At 69.9% G+C, this 15,959-nt stretch carries 12 protein-coding genes and 1 pseudogene; 12 read left to right on the forward strand and 1 reads right to left on the reverse strand.

The features are described from left to right. Positions 1–8: 8 nt before the first annotated feature. From HF526_RS30025 to HF526_RS30065, 9 genes and pseudogenes are all read left to right on the forward strand, one after another. Positions 9–3,269, forward strand: coding sequence for a non-ribosomal peptide synthetase (locus HF526_RS30025; RefSeq protein ID WP_169384958.1), 3,261 nt, complete (start codon positions 9–11; stop codon positions 3,267–3,269). Positions 3,270–3,292: 23 nt separating this feature from the next. After that, the gene (locus tag HF526_RS30030; RefSeq protein WP_169384959.1) at positions 3,293–4,297 is read left to right on the forward strand and encodes a TauD/TfdA family dioxygenase; all 1,005 of its coding nucleotides are present in this window, start codon (positions 3,293–3,295) and stop codon (positions 4,295–4,297) included. 32 nt (positions 4,298–4,329) lie between these two features. Then, positions 4,330–5,364 carry a 2,3-diaminopropionate biosynthesis protein SbnB gene (gene sbnB, locus HF526_RS30035; protein WP_420821670.1) on the forward strand — a complete coding sequence of 345 codons (1,035 nt, stop codon included), beginning with the start codon at positions 4,330–4,332 and terminating at the stop codon, positions 5,362–5,364. Between the two features lie 36 nt (positions 5,365–5,400). Beyond that, a complete protein-coding gene (gene sbnA / locus HF526_RS30040; RefSeq protein ID WP_169384961.1) occupies positions 5,401–6,387 on the forward strand; it encodes a 2,3-diaminopropionate biosynthesis protein SbnA in 987 nt (328 codons plus the stop codon). A gap of 37 nt (positions 6,388–6,424) precedes the next feature. Further along, positions 6,425–6,712: pseudogene (locus HF526_RS37570) on the forward strand (DUF302 domain-containing protein); the annotation flags it as partial. A gap of 100 nt (positions 6,713–6,812) precedes the next feature. Beyond that, positions 6,813–7,700, forward strand: a complete 888-nt coding sequence (locus HF526_RS30050) for an NAD(P)-binding domain-containing protein (protein WP_169384962.1) — start codon at positions 6,813–6,815, stop codon at positions 7,698–7,700. A gap of 168 nt (positions 7,701–7,868) precedes the next feature. Continuing rightward, positions 7,869–9,050: a luciferase domain-containing protein gene (locus HF526_RS30055; RefSeq protein ID WP_211178018.1), complete on the forward strand. Its 1,182-nt coding sequence runs from the start codon at positions 7,869–7,871 to the stop codon at positions 9,048–9,050. 364 nt (positions 9,051–9,414) lie between these two features. Then, positions 9,415–9,768 carry a transcriptional repressor gene (locus HF526_RS30060; protein ID WP_239029332.1) on the forward strand — a complete coding sequence of 118 codons (354 nt, stop codon included), beginning with the start codon at positions 9,415–9,417 and terminating at the stop codon, positions 9,766–9,768. Positions 9,769–9,780: 12 nt separating this feature from the next. After that, entirely contained in the window at positions 9,781–11,304 is a 1,524-nt protein-coding gene (locus tag HF526_RS30065) for a catalase (protein WP_169384964.1), read from the forward strand. Positions 11,305–11,429: 125 nt separating this feature from the next. Here the strand turns inward: HF526_RS30065 and ftsW are convergent, their stop codons facing one another. Beyond that, positions 11,430–12,704, reverse strand: a complete 1,275-nt coding sequence (gene ftsW / locus HF526_RS30070) for a putative lipid II flippase FtsW (protein ID WP_169384965.1) — start codon at positions 12,702–12,704, stop codon at positions 11,430–11,432. A 588-nt stretch (positions 12,705–13,292) separates the two neighbouring features. On the opposite strand from ftsW, the gene HF526_RS30075 reads away from it, so the two are divergent. The 3 genes from HF526_RS30075 to HF526_RS30085 form a co-directional block, all read left to right on the forward strand. After that, positions 13,293–13,436: a hypothetical protein gene (locus tag HF526_RS30075; protein WP_169384966.1), complete on the forward strand. Its 144-nt coding sequence runs from the start codon at positions 13,293–13,295 to the stop codon at positions 13,434–13,436. After that, positions 13,433–13,726 (forward strand): hypothetical protein, encoded by a 294-nt coding sequence (locus HF526_RS30080; protein WP_169384967.1) that lies wholly within the window; start codon positions 13,433–13,435, stop codon positions 13,724–13,726. Before HF526_RS30075 ends, HF526_RS30080 begins: the two co-directional genes overlap by 4 nt. A 303-nt stretch (positions 13,727–14,029) precedes the next feature. Continuing rightward, positions 14,030–15,959 (forward strand): transglycosylase domain-containing protein (locus tag HF526_RS30085; protein WP_338051855.1); only part of this gene is annotated, 1,930 nt, incomplete at its 3' end.

The following is a 15,959-nucleotide window of genomic DNA, read 5'->3' on the forward strand; positions in this document are numbered from 1 at the left end:
ACCCACCCATGACAACGCGGGCGGAGACCGGCCGGGAGTTCTGGCGTGGCGTGCTCGTCGCCGGCGGGTTCACCGCGATCCCGCGGTGGACCCTCGATCCGATAACCGGTGTCGCCGAGCACGAAGCGACGATTCCCGACGACCTCGTGGCGGCGTTGCGCCGGCTGGCCGACGAACTGTCGATGCCGCTGCGCTCGGTGTTGCTGGCCGCGCACGCCACGGTGCTCGCCGCGCTGTCCGGCGAATCCGAGGTCACGACCGGCTACGTCGCCGCGGCGGGCGGCCGACCGCTGCCCTGCAGGCTGACGGCCGCATCCGGCACGTGGCGGACGTTGCTGCGCGACACCCATCGAGTCGAGTCGGCACTGCTGTCGCACAAGGACTTTCCGGTCGATGACCTCGCAGGCGAGCTGGGCCTGACCGGACCGTCGTTCGAGACCGTGTTCGATGCGACCGGCGGCGGCGATCTCGCCGAGGACACCGGGCTGTGGGTGGGGGCCTCGCAACACCGCGGCCACCTCGTCCTGCGGCTGCGGTACCGGACCGACGTGCTCGACGCGGACTGCGCCGCCCGGATCGCCGGCTACCACCGCACCGCGCTCGCACTGATCGCCGCCGATCCGGATGCCGAGCACGGCCGGTGCAGTCTGCTGTCGGCCGAGGAACTCCGGTTCCAGATCGACGGGCTCGCCGGAGCCCGCCGGGAGCTGCCGGACCACCGGTTCCACGAGCTGTTCGAGCGGCGGGTGGCGGCGCGCCCGGACGCCGTCGCGGCCGTGCACGGTGATCGGCAGTGGACCTACCGCGAGCTCAACGCCCGGGCCAACCGGCTCGGACGAGCCCTGTCGGCGCGCGGGCTGCACCGTGAGGACGTCGTCGCGGTGGTGACCGAACGCAACCTGGACTGGATGGCCGCCGTCCTGGCGATCTTCAAGGCCGGCGGCGCGTATCTGCCCATCGAGCCGCACTTCCCTGCCGATCGCATCGCGACCACGCTGTCCCGCGCCGGGTGCCGGCTCGTGCTGACCGAACCCGGCAGCACCACCACGCTCGACAAGGCCGTCGACTCGCTGTCCGGAGTCGAGACGCTCTTCGTCGACACGGCCTACGGGGAGGACCACGCCGACGGTGATCTCGGCGTCGACGTGGCACCGGACCAGCTCGCCTACATCTACTTCACCTCCGGCTCCACCGGTGAGCCCAAGGGCGCGATGTGCGAGCACGCGGGCATGCTCAACCACCTCTACGCCAAGATCGGCGACCTGGAGATCGGCGAGGGGCAGGTGGTCGCCCAGATCGCGCCCCAGTGCTTCGACATCTCGCTGTGGCAACTGGTCTCCGCGCTGCTGGTCGGTGGGCGGACCCTGCTGGTCGAGCAGGAGGTGATCCTGGACGTCGCGCGGTTCGTCGACACGATCGTCGACGGCCGGGTCGCGGTGCTGCAGGTCGTGCCGTCCTATCTCGAGGTCGTGCTGTCGTATCTGGAGCAGCACCCCCGCGAGCTGCCGGACCTGCGGTACGTGTCGGCCACCGGCGAGGCGCTGAAGTCCGAGCTCACGCAGCGCTGGTTCGCTGCCGAGCCGCAGATCAAGCTGGTCAACGCCTACGGGCTGACCGAGACCTCGGACGACACCAACCACGAGGTCATGGACAGAGCACCGGTGTCCGAACGGGTCCCGCTCGGTCGCCCCGTTCACAACGTGGCCGTCTACGTCGTCGACGAGCACCTGTCACCGGTGCCGCTCGGCGCCCCCGGCCTGATCGCCTTCTCCGGGGTCTGCGTCGGCCGCGGGTACGTCAACGACCCCGAGCGCACCCGGCAGGCTTACCTGACCGATCCGCACCGGCCGGGCCGGCGGCTCTACCTGGGCGGCGACTACGGCCGCTGGCGCCCGGACGGCAAGCTGGAGTTTCTCGGCCGCCGGGACGGCCAGGTCAAGATCGCCGGCTTCCGGATCGAGATCGGGGAGATCGAGAACTCCCTGCTGCGGGTACCCGGTGTCCGCGACGGCGCCGTCGTGGTCGCCGAGCGGGCCGACCGGAGCAAACAGCTCGTGGCGTTCTACAGCGGGCCGGAGCCGCTCGAGGTCGACGTCCTGCGTGACGAGCTGGCGACGTCGCTTCCGGTCTACATGGTCCCGCCGGTCCTCCAGTGGCGGGAGAGCCTGCCCCTGACCGCGAACAGCAAGATCGACAGGACGGCGCTGACGGCACTCGCGGCGAAGCTCGACGCCGGCGCGGTCGCCGACGACGACTACGCGGCGCCGAGCACCCCGACCGAACAGCGGCTGGCTGCCGCGTGGGCGAAGGTGCTGGGGGTCGGGGTGGACCAGATCAGCCGGTGGGATCACTTCTTCGACCGGGGCGGCACGTCGCTGTCGGCGGTAAAGCTGGCGATCACCCTCAAGCGTGCGGTGTCGCTGTCCGATCTCACCCGCCACCCGATCCTCGCCGATCTGGCCCGGCTGGTCGACGGCCGGACCGAGCGGCGCCCCGGGCTGCTGCAGGTTCTGTCGGAATCGGACGGCGAGCCGGCGGGTGCCCTGGTGTGCTTCCCCTACGCCGGCGGCAACGCGGTGAACTTCCGGCCGCTGGCCGCCGCCCTGCGCGGCAGCGGGCTGGCGGTCCACGCCGTCGAGCTGCCCGGTCACGACGTGGCCGCCCAGCGCGAGCCGTTCGCGCCGATGGCACAGGTGGTCGAGCAGGTCGTCGCCGAGATCATCGGGCGTGGCCTGACCAAGATCCTGCTGTGGGGCCACTCCTCGGGCGCCGCGTTCGCGCATGCGACGGCTACGAAGCTGCAGGAGCGCGGTGTGGACGTCCGGCGGGTGTTCCTCGGCGCGCAGCTGCTCGGTGACGCCACCGACCGCCGCGCGGCCATCGCCGAGCTGACCGGGCGTGACACTGCAGAGATCGCCGCGCAGCTGAGCGCGGACAGCGGCTACACCGAGCTCGGGGAACTGGATGCGCAGCGCGCCGAGCTCGTCGGTGCCGCCTACCGGCACGACTGTGTGTCGGCCCACCGCCATTTCGCCGACGTCCTGGACGCCCCGCCGGCGGTGCGGCTGTCCGCGCCGGTCACCGTGGTCGTCGCCGCCGACGATCCGAACACGGCGGGGTTCGCGAGCCGGCACCGCGACTGGCAGCTGCTGGCCGAGCACGTCGACCTGCTCGAGCTCGCCGACGGCGGCCACTACTTCCTGCGTACCCGGTCGACCGAGGCGGCCACGGCGGTGCTGCGCGCCGCCGACCTGCTGGCGTCCTCGTGAGTAACAGCTGAAAGGAAACAGACATGTCGTCCTCATCCCCGAGCTCGCTGCTCGGCGTGGACCTGCAGCCCGGCAAGCCGGCGATGCTTCGAGCCGAAGCCACCGGCGATCCGTCGAGCTGGGCCGCCGAGCATCGGGACGCGCTGCGCGCCGTCGTCGCCGAGCACGGTGCGGTGCTGGTCCGCGGCCTCGGGCTGCGCGACGCGGCCGAGGTCGGTGCCGTCTTCACCCGGTTGGCCGGCGGTCTGATGACCGAGAAGGAGGCGTTCGCGTCCCGCCGGACCTACCCCGAGGGCGTGTACTCCTCATCGACGTGGCCGGCGAACCAGCCGATGTGCATGCATCACGAACTGAGCTACGCCCTCGAGTTCCCCGGCCTGATGCTGTTCGCGTGCCTGTGCGCACCCGCCGAGGGCGGGGCAACCGGGGTGGCCGACTCGCCGACCGTGCTCGACGCGTTGCCTGCCGGGTTGGTCGAGCGCTTCGAGCGGGACGGCTGGCTGCTCCTACGCAACTACAACGACGAGATCGGGGCCTCCTTCGCCGAGGCGTTCGGCACCGAGGACCGGAGCGCCGTCGAGGACTACTGCCGAACCAACGCGATCGAGTTCGAGTGGCAAACCGACGGTGGACTGCGCACCCGGCAGCGCCGCAGCGCCGTGGTGCGCCACCCGGTCACCGGCCGGCGCTGCTGGTTCAACCAGGTCGCCTTCCTCAACGAGTGGACGCTGGACCCCGAGGTGCGCGAGTACCTGGTGGAGGTCTACGGCCCCGACGCGCTGCCGTTCAACACCTCCTTCGGCAACGGCGAGCCGATCGGCGACGACGTCGTGGCGTTGCTCAACACCGTCTACGAAGCCAACACCGCCCGCGAGCCGTGGCAGGCCGGCGACCTGATGCTCGTCGACAACATCCGCACCGCACACAGCAGGGAGCCGTATGAGGGACCCCGCGAAGTGCTCGTGGGGATGGCGGACGCGGTACGCCTGACCGACTGCTCGCCGACCGTCGAGGTGACCGCAGGATGACCACCATCGGTTCCACTGCCACAGAGTCCGCGATGTCCGAGCCGCTCACCGTGCCACCGTTCGCGGTGATCTCCGGTGGCCAGGTGCAGGACGCACTGCGGGGGCGCGAGAACGAGATCGTGGAGCTGGTCGAGACCACCTACCGGCTGCACCGCGCCGGTGAGTCGGTGAATCCGCCGTCCTACTTCCTACGGTTCCCCGACCGCCCGTCCTCCCGGATCATCGCGCTGCCCGCATCGATCGGCGGGCAGGTGCGGGTCGACGGCCTGAAGTGGATCTCCAGCTTCCCGGAGAACGTGGCGGCCGGTATCCCGAGGGCCTCGGCCGTGCTGATCCTCAACGACCACGACACCGGCTACCCGTTCGCCTGCCTGGAAAGCTCGATCATCAGCGCCACCAGGACCGCCGCGTCGGCCGCGTCCGCGGCTAACCGGCTCAGCCGCGGCCGGCCTCGTCCGGCGCGCGTCGGGTTCTTCGGAGTGGGCCTGATCGCGCGCTACATCCATACCTTCCTGGCCGGCACCGGCTGGTCGTTCGACGAGATCGGTGTGCACGACCTGTCCGCCGACAGTGCGGCCGGCTTCCGCGGTTACCTGGAGCAGTCGGGCACCGCCAGCCGGATCACCGTGCACGACACCGCCGAGCAGTTGATCCGCTCCAGCGACCTGGTTGTCTTCGCCACCGTCGCCGGTCAGCCGCATGTCAGCGACCTGGCGTGGTTCGAACACAACCCGTTGGTGCTGCACGTTTCGCTGCGCGACCTCGCGCCGGAGATCGTCCTCGCCTCGACCAACATCGTGGACGACGTCGAGCACTGCCTGAAAGCCGGCACGTCACCGCATCTGGCCGAGCAGCTCACCGGCAACAGGGACTTCCTCCACGGCACGTTGGGCGACGTGATGGCCGAGCAGGTGACGCTGCCGGCGGACCGGCCAGTGGTGTTCTCGCCCTTCGGCCTCGGGGTGCTCGACCTCGCGGTGGGCAAATACGTCTACGACGAGGTGGCCCGCTCCGGCGAGCTGCACGTCGTCGACGACTTCTTCCATGAGCTGCGCCGGTACGGATGAGCAGCTGAGCGCTTTGCTGCATTTTAGGAGGCCATCGTGCCAGTCATATCCGTCCCCCACCTCTTCAACGAAGAGCAGCTCTACATCGACCTCCGGTCGATCTTCGGTCACCGGCTCTTCCTGAAGTGTGAGGGCTTCAACTTCGCCGGCTCCATCAAACTCAAAGCCGCCACCGAGATGGTCGAGGCTGCCGAGCGAAACGGAGTCCTGACCCCCGGGTCGGTCCTGGTCGAGTCCTCCTCCGGAAACCTCGGCGTCGCCCTCAGCATGATCGCGGCCAGCAAAGGCTACTGCTTCCTGTGCGTCACCGACTCCCGCTGCAACCTCTCCACCCGGCGACTCATGGAGGCACTCGGCAGCCACGTCCACATCATCACCGAACCCGACGCCACCACCGGTTTCCTCGGCGCCCGACTCGACTACGTCCGCGCCCTCTGCGCCTCCGACAAGCGCTACGTCTGGCTCAACCAGTACACCAACCCGGACGCCTGGAGAGCCCACTACCGCACCACTGCACCCGCCATCGCCCACCAATTCCCACAACTGGACCTGCTCTTCGTCGGAGCCGGCACCACCGGCACCCTCATGGGCTGCGCCCGCTACTTCCGCCAATGGCACCGACCCGTACGCGTCATCGCCGTCGACAGCGTCGGCTCGGTGACCTTCGGCGGCCCCCCGGGCCGCCGCATGCTCCCCGGCCTCGGCATGGGCGTCCGCCCACCCCTACTCGACGAAACCTATATCGACGACGTCATCCGCGTCGAAGAAGCAGACACCATCCGCACCTGCCACCGCCTCGCCCGAAGCGGATTCCTCTTCGGCGGCTCCACCGGAACAGTCGTCAGCGGCGCCATCCACTGGATAACCCAGCACGACACCCACGACCTCACCGCGGTAGCCATCGCCCCCGACCTCGGCGAACGCTACCTCGACACCATCTACCAAACCAACTGGCTACACGACCTCTACGGCGAGGACATACTCAACCCCGACGAAGTCACCCCCGCCTCCCAACCAGCCTGACCCGCTCGCTGGCGGCGCCGCATCTCATCAGCTACGCGACACGACGCTGGTGATCTTCGGCAGCCCGGTCGCAGGCACGCCGGTGATGGTGGCTGCGCCGTTGGCCGCCCTCGACCTGCCGCTCAGGGTGTCGGTACGGGACGACGTGGGGCAGGCGAAGGTTCTCCTGCTACGCACCCGACGCGCTCGCCGCCCGTCATCACCTCTGCGCCGACCTGGCGGAGAATCCGGCCGGCATGATGCGCTCACCGATGCGCTCACCGATGCGCTCACCCCCCCCCGCCGTAGCTACGGCGGGAGCGACGAGCGCCGGGCAGCGGCGTGATCGGGCTGCCTGGCCGGAAACGATGCCGGCCGGAGTCCGAACCGGGACCGGCGGGCATCGATGTCGCCACCCGGCCCCAGAGCCGCACTAGAATCGCCCGGTGCGCGTCGCGGTACTGGGACTGGGGAACATGGGCCGGGCCTTCGCGTCCCGGGCCCTCGACCGGGGACATCAGGTCACGGTGTGGAACCGAACACCGGGGCGGGCGGGGGAACTCGGGGCCGCCGAGGCGCAGCGGCCCGCGGAGGCGGTGGCCGGCGCCGAGGTGGTGCTCGTCTCGCTGGCGGACGACGCCGCGGTCACCGATGTCTGCCTGGGCGCGGACGGTGCCCTCGCGGCGCTGCCCGAGAACGCGATCCTGGCCGATCTCAGCACCGTGGCCCCCGAGACGGCCCGGCGGCTGGCAGCAGCCGCGCCGACCCGGCAGGTGCTGGACGCGCCGGTGATGGGTGCGCCCGCCGCGGTCGCTCGCGGTGAGGGCCGGTTCCTCATCGGCGGCCCGGTGGAGACCGTCGAGCGGCTCGCACCGCTCTGGGACGACCTGGGCTCCGGGTATGTCCATTGTGGCCCCTCCGGGGCAGGCGCGACGATGAAGCTGGTGTCGAACCTGCTGCTGATCACCGGCGTCACGGCCCTCGCCGAGGCCATCGCCACCGCCAGGAGGCAGGGCGTCACCGACGATCTACTCAGGACGGTGTTCGGCGACAGCGCGGTACTGAGTTCCGCGTCCCGGATGCGGCTCGACTCGCTGCTCGACGACAACCACCCGGGCTGGTTCGCCCCAGCGCTGGCGCGCAAGGACGTGCGACTCGCCATCGGCCTGGCCGAGGAGGGCGAGGTGCCCGTCCGCATCGGACCGGCCACCGAGCGCCTCCTGACCAGCGTCATCGACAGCGGTGACCGGTGGCAGGACTTCGCGGCGGTGATCGAGGCACTGCGCCCCCCGGCGGACGGAAACGACCGACCGCGAATCGAGCGCGGCCGCTGAGGGCCTTCACCCTGCCCGCCTGCGGGCTCGCCGCGGTCTCCGGCGAGTTCGCATCGGGATGCCGCCGACGACGCGGCGGCCGAGCAGTCTCAAACTGATACTCCTCTCCGTTCCGCGCACCGGGCGGGAGCCTCTACGGTGCAACCCGGGCACTGACGATGGAGGACGATGGTGTCGCGCCACCGACGATCCACCGGCCCCGGCGATGTCCCGATGGTCGCCCGGTGGGGCACGGAGCATCCGTCGGCGCCGCTCGTGGTCGCCCTGCACGGCAACGGCACGAGCGAGCACTCCATGATCGAGATCGCGCCGTGGCTGCCGCACGGGCCCGTCGCGTACGTGGCCGTGCGCGCCCCGATCGAACGCGGCGCCGGATTCTCCTGGTTCCTCGACGCGCGCGATGGCCACCCGGATCCCGCCAGCCTGGCCGCGACGTGCGGGTGGTTCCTCGACTGGCTGGACACCGAAGGGGACCCGAACCGGCCGATCCTGCTGATGGCGTTCCGGGACGGCGTGGCCTTCGCGGGAGCCCTGATGCTCGGTGCGCCGCACCGCTTCGCGGGCGGGGTGCTGCTCTACGGAGCGCTGGCGTTCGACGCCGGTGTGCCGATGACCCGCGGCCGCCTCGCCGGGATGCCGGTGTTCCTCGCTCACGGCTCCGCCGACCCCCGCACCCCGGCGCACCTGCTCGCGCAGACCTGGGACTGGCTGGCCAAACACAGCGGCGCGCCGCTGTGGGCCGAGCGCGCCCCCGGCGGCGAGCAACTGGCCGGCGAGGTCGTCGGCGACGTCGGCACCTGGCTCGCCGACCGGCTCGACTACCTTCGCGCGCACGGTGAGAACCCGGTGCCCGACGGCGACGAGCCACCGTGGCCGACGCTGCCCGGCGGCCGGCTCCCCGCCCGGACGGGGGAACCACCCGAGGTCACCGCGGCGGTCCCGCAGCATCAGCAGTCACAGATCGCTCCCCCGCACCTCCAGGCCGAGCTGTGGACCCGCCTCGCAGCGCTCGACGCGGTGTCCACGGCCCCGACCACGGTGGGCGTGGCCGGCACCCGGGCACTGTTACTCGACCGCGCCACGGCTGCCGGACCGGACGCGGCGTTCATCCTCCCCGCTCTCGGCGAGTTCGCCCACATGCACCCGGAGCCGGACGGCAGCCTCCACCTCGTACTGCCCGACGCGCTGGCCTACGACGCGCTGGCCAAGGGTTGGGCCGTGGCCCACCCCCTCGCCGGGGTCCGCCTGAGCGCCGGGATGGTGCTGGTCCCCGGGCCGCGCGACGCCGCCGAGGTGGACGTCGTCGCCGGTATCGCCGCCGCCTCCCACCGCTACGCCGCCACCGGCTGACCGGAGAAGACGTTCGCCGCCGGCTGACATCCCCTGCACGGTTCTCCGAGACCCGCGACGGGCCGGGCGCGCATCCGCGAGGTCACGGTGCAGGGCGATCCCTCCAGCGGTGAGTGCCACGCCACGGTTGTTCGATCATGGTCGCGACGACCGTCATGGGGCACTCGGCGTGCATCCACGAGCCCTGCGCTCTCAGATGGCGTGGAAAGAAGTACCCGAGCCGGGTGTTGTGTCCGTTCTCAGGTTTGAGCCGTTCCAGTGTCGGGCAGCCCTCGACCATGGGGCGAGTCGAAGCGCGGAGGCTAACGCGGTTGCCGAGTTGCGCTCGGCCGGACTCCGGGTCACCGCGGCGCGCCGGGCTGTGATGGTGTGGCTCGCCGAGCATCCGCACTCGACCGCGGAAGCGGTCCGGTCCGGAGTTCTCGCGCACCTGGGTGCGGTTCCGCATCAGGCCGTGTACGACATGGTGAACTCGTTCACCGGTGCCGGGTCGGCGCGCCGGATCGAACCGGCAGGCGGTCCCGCGCTGTTCGAACGTCGTGTCGGGGCCGACCACCACGTGGTCTGCCGCAGGTGTGGCCGGCACGACCACCAGCGGCCCATTGTGGACGAAGCGGCGGTCGCGTTCCGGGGGCCTGCGCCCGCCCTGCATCGCAGCGCAGCAGCGTGCTGCGGCGGGATGACCGTTCAATCGCCAGGGAAAGTCCGTTCCTCGTGAGGAGAGGCAGTAGTGACTGATCAGAGGTCGAATCCCACCACCACGGATGCCGGTATCCCGGTCGAGAGTGATGAGCATTCGCTGACCGTCGGCCCGGGCGGCCCGATTCTGCTGCAGGACAGCTACCTGATCGAGCAGATGGCCCAGTTCAACCGTGAGCGCATCCCGGAGCGCCAGCCGCACGCCAAGGGCAGCGGAGCGTTCGGGCGCTTCGAGGTCACGAACGACGTCAGCGGCTACACCAAGGCGGCCCTGTTCCAGCCGGGGACGACCACGGAGATGGCGGCCCGCTTCTCCACCGTTGCCGGGGAGCGGGGCAGCCCCGACACCTGGCGCGACCCCCGCGGCTTCGCCCTCAAGTTCTATACGACCGAGGGCAACTACGACATGGTCGGCAACAACACCCCGATCTTCTTCGTCAAGGACCCGATGAAGTTCCAGCACTTCATCCGGTCGCAGAAGCGCCGTGCCGACAGCAACCTGCGCGACCACGACATGCAGTGGGACTTCTGGACGCTGTCCCCGGAGTCCGCGCACCAGGTGACGTGGCTGATGGGGGACCGCGGCATCCCGCGCACCTGGCGGCACATGAACGGCTACTCCTCCCACACCTACATGTGGATCAACCAGGCCGGCGAACGCTTCTGGGTGAAGTACCACTTCAAGACCGACCAGGGCATCGAGTTCTTCACCCAGCACGAGGCCGACCAGATGGCCGCGGCCGACACCGACTACCACACCCGCGACCTGTTCGAGCACATCCGGGACGGTGACCACCCGAGCTGGACGATGTACGTGCAGGTCATGCCGTACGAGGACGCGAAGGACTACCGCTTCAACCCGTTCGACCTGACGAAGGTGTGGCCGCACGGCGACTACCCGTTGATCGAGGTCGGCCGGATGACGCTGGACCGCAACGCGACCGACAACCACACCGAGATCGAGCAACTGGCCTTCCAGCCCAACAACCTCGTGCCGGGCATCGGGCCGAGCCCGGACCGCATGCTGCTGGCCCGGTTGTTCTCCTACGCCGACGCGCACCGCCATCGACTCGGGGGCAACTACCAGCAGATTCCGGTGAACGCGCCCCTGAGCCCCGTGCACTCCTACAGCAAGGACGGGGCGATGCGGTTCCACAAGGTGTCGGACCCGGTGTACGCGCCGAACTCCTACGGCGGCCCGGCCGCGGACACCGAACGTTACGGGCAGGTCCCGAGCTGGCAGGCCGACGGCGAGATCACCCGCGCCGCGTACGTCGACCATGCCGAGGACGACGACTGGGGGCAGGCCGGCACCATGGTGCGCGAGGTGCTCGACGACGCCGCGCGCGAACGCCTCGTCGACAACGTGGTCGGGCACCTGCTCAACGGTGTCAGCGAACCGATCCTCGAGCGCGCGTTCGAGTACTGGAGCAACATCGACAAGAACATCGGCGAGCAGATCCGGTCCGGTGTCGAGGCGAAGAAGAACGAGACCGACCCCAAGGCGGCGGAGCAGGCCAACCCGGCACGCCGCTCAATGCAGGCCAAAGCCTGACCCGTCAGCGCAGCTGACCTGCTTCCCGTTCGGCGCCCTACCGTCGGTGGCCCCGGTGAGAGACCCTCGCCGGGGCCACTCGGTGCGGTCGGATCGCTCGGTGCCAGGTCCAGGCCGGCCCGGGACTACGGGCTGTGACCGCGCCGTCCGATCCTCGGGTGTCCGTTGGGGCGGGACCTGGCCAGGGTGTCGTGGAGTTGGGGTGGGCGCAGGCCGAGAAGGCGGGCGAGGCGGCCCGAGCCGTGGATGCGGAGCGCAGCGGCGGCTTCGGGTTCGTGCCGGGCGGCGTTGGCCAGGACGCCGAAGACGAACATCGTGACGACCAGCGCGGTGCCGCCGGAGGAGATCAGCGGCAGCGGAATGCCGGTGACGGGGAGGAGCCCGACGACATAACCGATGTTGATCGCAGCCTGGGCGACCAGCCAGGCGGTCAGGGTCGCGCTGAGGGTCTTGATCCAGGGGTCGGTGTTGCGGGCGGCGATACGCAGGCCGGTATAAGCGAGGGTGGCGAACAGGCAGAGAACGGCGAGGGCACCGACGAAGCCGAGTTCTTCGCCGATGATGGCGAAGATGAAGTCGTTGTAAGCGTTGGGCAAATAGCTCCATTTGGCCCGGCCCTGTCCCAGGCCGACGCCGAACAGGCCGCCGTCGGCCAAGGAGTACAGGGCCTGGGTGGACTGATACGCCGCACCGAGCGGATCGGCGGTGCCCGGGGACAGGAACGCGGTGATCCGGCTGTGCCGGTAGCCGGCGGTCAGGCCGAGAATCACCGCGCCGGCCAGCCCGCCGCCGACCAGCGCGGCCAGTAGCCGCCCCGGAGCCCGGGCGAAGAACAGCAGCGCGATGACCAGGATGCCGATCGAGACGGCGGTACCCAGGTCGGGTTCGAGCACGACCAGCGTGAGCATGACCACCGCGACCGGAACCACCGGGGAGAGGGCGTGCCGCCACACGTGCATCACGTTCCGTCGGGCGGCGAGTACGTGGGCCCCCCACAGCGCAAGGGCCACCTTCGCCGGTTCGGAGGGTTGAAACGACAGGCCACCGACGACGATCCATTTCCGGGCGCCGGCGATCGCGGTGCCCAGGCCCGGGATCAGGACCACCACCAGCAGCAGCATGGTGGACAGGAGCAGGAGCGCAGACACGGCCCGCAGCCGCCACAGCGGAATGCGAAGGCCGACCCAGAACAGCACCAACCCGCCGGCACAGAACGCCGCCTGCCGGAAGAACACTTGATAGGACGACCCGTCCTGAGCGAAGGACTCCACGCTCGAGGCCGACAGCACCATCACCAGCCCCAGTGCCGTGAGCAGCCCGAACACCGCGAGCAGCAGGTGCAGCGAGGCGAGCGGGCGGGCCAACCACGCCGCCGCCGACCGTCGCGTCGAAATAACCATCCGTCCGATTCGACCGGGCCTGGGTGCACTACCTCGAACGGGGCGACGCGGGGAGTCCAATGACGTCGGCACCCGCCCATCGTTCCCGCTGTCCGCCCCGATCCGGCGGCTATTGCGGGTGCGTGTCGCGGCAAATGTCATCTCCCCGCAGTCATAGCCGTTCTGTCTCATTCATTCGATTCTTCGTTATCGTTCGGCTTCACCCGCCGTACCGGGCTCGCATGCCGCACACCATCACCATCCGCAGAGACGCTCGACCGCCGGACGGAAACGGTCCGGGCGGTGGGAGATTCGTCTCATCGCAATGCTGACGAACCGCGGATGATGTCCGGTCCGGATGAGCCGGACCACTGCGGATGGTTAGCTGAGGGCAAATTGGAGTCCGTATCTCCGGGCCGAAACCGACGAGCACGCCGGGCAGGTCGCCGATCGCGGGCGATGCTCCCCGCTCGCCATTCCTGCAGGTGATATTCTGCGCCCTCGAGACGCGCAACAACAGCAGATCCGCGGCCATAGCGCTCGCTGACACCGAGCACTGGATCGCGCGAACTCGGCGACGTCGAGAGTGATCGGAAGGTGTCTCGACAGGTGACCGCACAGAACGCATTGTCCGGTTTTTCAGATACCGCGATCTCCTACCCGATCGCAGATTTTTTCCGTTTGCCCTGGTTCTGCCCGACCGCCGAGGGCGGCCCGACCGTACCTCGACTGCGCGGCCGGGACAGCGCTTGACCAGGCCACAGACCTCCCCACCGGGACGACGGTGGTTCCGCGGCCGGATCGACCCGTACTGCTGGTTCGCCGTCAGCCCTCTGCTCGCGGTGGCGGTGGTCGTGCTGGTCGCCCAGAACCCCTGGTGGGTCGCACTGTCGTTCGCCGGTCCCGCGGTCGCGCTGGTCGTCTTCGACTGTTGGGCCAACCGGTCCTGGCCGGATCGCAGCGTGGACGCCGACCAACCGGCCGGCGTCCGACGACCACGACCTGCTCGCGGCTGGACGGGCCGGCACCCGGCGGACGAGTGAGCACGATGGATCAACCCGTATTGCCGGCACCGGTCCTACCCGTCAGGTCTCCCGGACAGCGTCGTGCGAGTAAGGTGAGGGTCGGTGTCTGATTTCCGCGCCACGGTTCCGCTGCCACGGATCCCGAGGGGCGTGGACACATCACCGCCCCCTACTCCCCCGGGGCGCCGTCCGGCTCGGCACGGCCCGACTGCACCCGCCCGACGACCCCGCACAGGATCGCGGCGACGGCGACATCGCCACCACGAGACCCCCGACGAGCAGCGCCGACGGCTCTGGCGCCGCATCCGGCGGATCGGGTACGTGACCCTGGGTGCGTTCGTCACCGGGCCGGTCCTCGCCTTCCTCATCGGCTGCCTGTGCTTCCGCGTCCCCACCCCCGACGACGCCGTGAGCAAACAGGTCGCCACCGTGTCCTACGACGACGGCAGCCAGTTGGCGAAGATCGTTCCGGCGCAGGGCAACCGGACGGACGTCGGCGTCGACCAGATCCCCCTGGAGGTCCGCGACGCCGTGCTGTCCGCGGAGGACCGCACCTTCTACTCCAATCCCGGCTTCGACCTCACCGGCATCTTCCGGGCGGCCTGGAGCCAGCTACGCGGCGGCGTGGGCGGCGGCTCGACGATCACCCAGCAGTACGTGAAGAAGACCCTGGTCGGTGACGAGCACTCGCTGTGGCGCAAGTACAAGGAGGTGGTCATCGCCTTCAAGCTCTCGCAGCGGGAGTCCAAGGACCAGATCCTGGGCGACTACCTCAACGCCATCTACTTCGGACGCGGCGCCTACGGGATCCAGGCCGCCGCCCGGACCTATTTCGGGAAGAGCGTCAGCCAGCTCGACGTCTCCCAGGGCGCGCTACTGGCCGCGCTGATCCAGTCGCCCTCGCAGTGGGATCCCGCCATCGACCCCGTCCACGCCCAGGAACGCTGGAACTACGTCATGGACGGCATGGTCAGCCAAGGCTGGCTGACCCCGCAGCAGCGCGCCACGGAGAGTTTCCCGCCGACCCTGCCGCGCCGGCCGGTGCACGACGGGTCCCCGACGGACAGTCGCGGACTGATCGTCGACGCCGTCGAGCGAGAGCTCAGCAGCCTGGGCATCAGCGAGCAGGAGCTCACCCACGAGGGTCTGCGGATCACCACCACGATCGACCCGGCGATGCAGCAGCATGCGGTGGACACCGAGCACACCGTCCTCGCCGACCAGCCACGCGACCTGCGCAGCGCGCTGGTCTCCATCGATCCGCGCACTGGCGGCATCCGGGCCTACTACGGCGGCGACGACGGGGTCGGGCTCGACTACGCCGAGGTCGAGAAACAACCCGGCTCGACGTTCAAGCCGTTCGTGCTGCTCGCGGCGCTGCAACAGGACCCGCCGATCGGGCTGGGAACAGTGATGTCCGGCGAGCCGTTCCCCGGCCTGCACAACGCGGATCCCGGTGCCACCTGCGACCAGTGCAACCTCAAACAGGCGATGACGATCTCCAACAACGTCGTCTTCTACACCCTGGCGCGAAAGATCGGACCGCAGAAGGTCGCCGATGCGGCGCACCAGGCGGGAATCACCGAACCGCTGCCCGACCCCACCGAAGGCATCGCGCTGGGCAACAAAGAGGTCACTCCGGTCGAGCTGGCCTCGGCCTACGCCACCTTCGCCGCCGACGGCACCTACCGGCCACCGCACCTGGTGACGAAGGTGGTGACCTCCGACAACAGGGTGCTCTACCAGGCCGGTCCCGATGGCGAGCAGCGCATCTCCCCCCGCGTCACACGCAACGTCACCGAGGCGATGCTGGACGTGGCCGGCCACGACCACATCGCGCTCTCCGGGGGTCGCCCGGTCGCCGCCAAGAGCGGCACCGTGCAGTCCCGCTTCCCCAACCAGAACAACGACGCCTGGTTCGCCGGGTTCACCCCGTCGTTGTCCACCGCGGTCTGGATCGGCACCGACCACAACGACCCGATCCAGACCAGGGACGGCACCCCGATCAGCGGTGACGGACTGCCGGGCGAGATCTGGCACGGATTCGTGAACAGCGCCCTGGCGTCCACCCCGGTTCAGGACTTCCCGCCGCTGCATCCGCTCGGCCAGCCCATCGACGACCACGCCGCGTCCGCGCCGTCGAGTGCAACCCCGACGACGAGTTCGCCACCGTCACCGCCGCCCAGCCCGGCATCCACTCCATCACCGACGCCCGGCCCGTCACCGATGACGAGTTCCCCGCCGACCCCCC

The organism is Pseudonocardia acidicola (genome assembly GCF_012911935.1).
In the GTDB taxonomy this organism is placed as follows: Bacteria; Actinomycetota; Actinomycetes; order Mycobacteriales; family Pseudonocardiaceae; genus Pseudonocardia; species Pseudonocardia acidicola.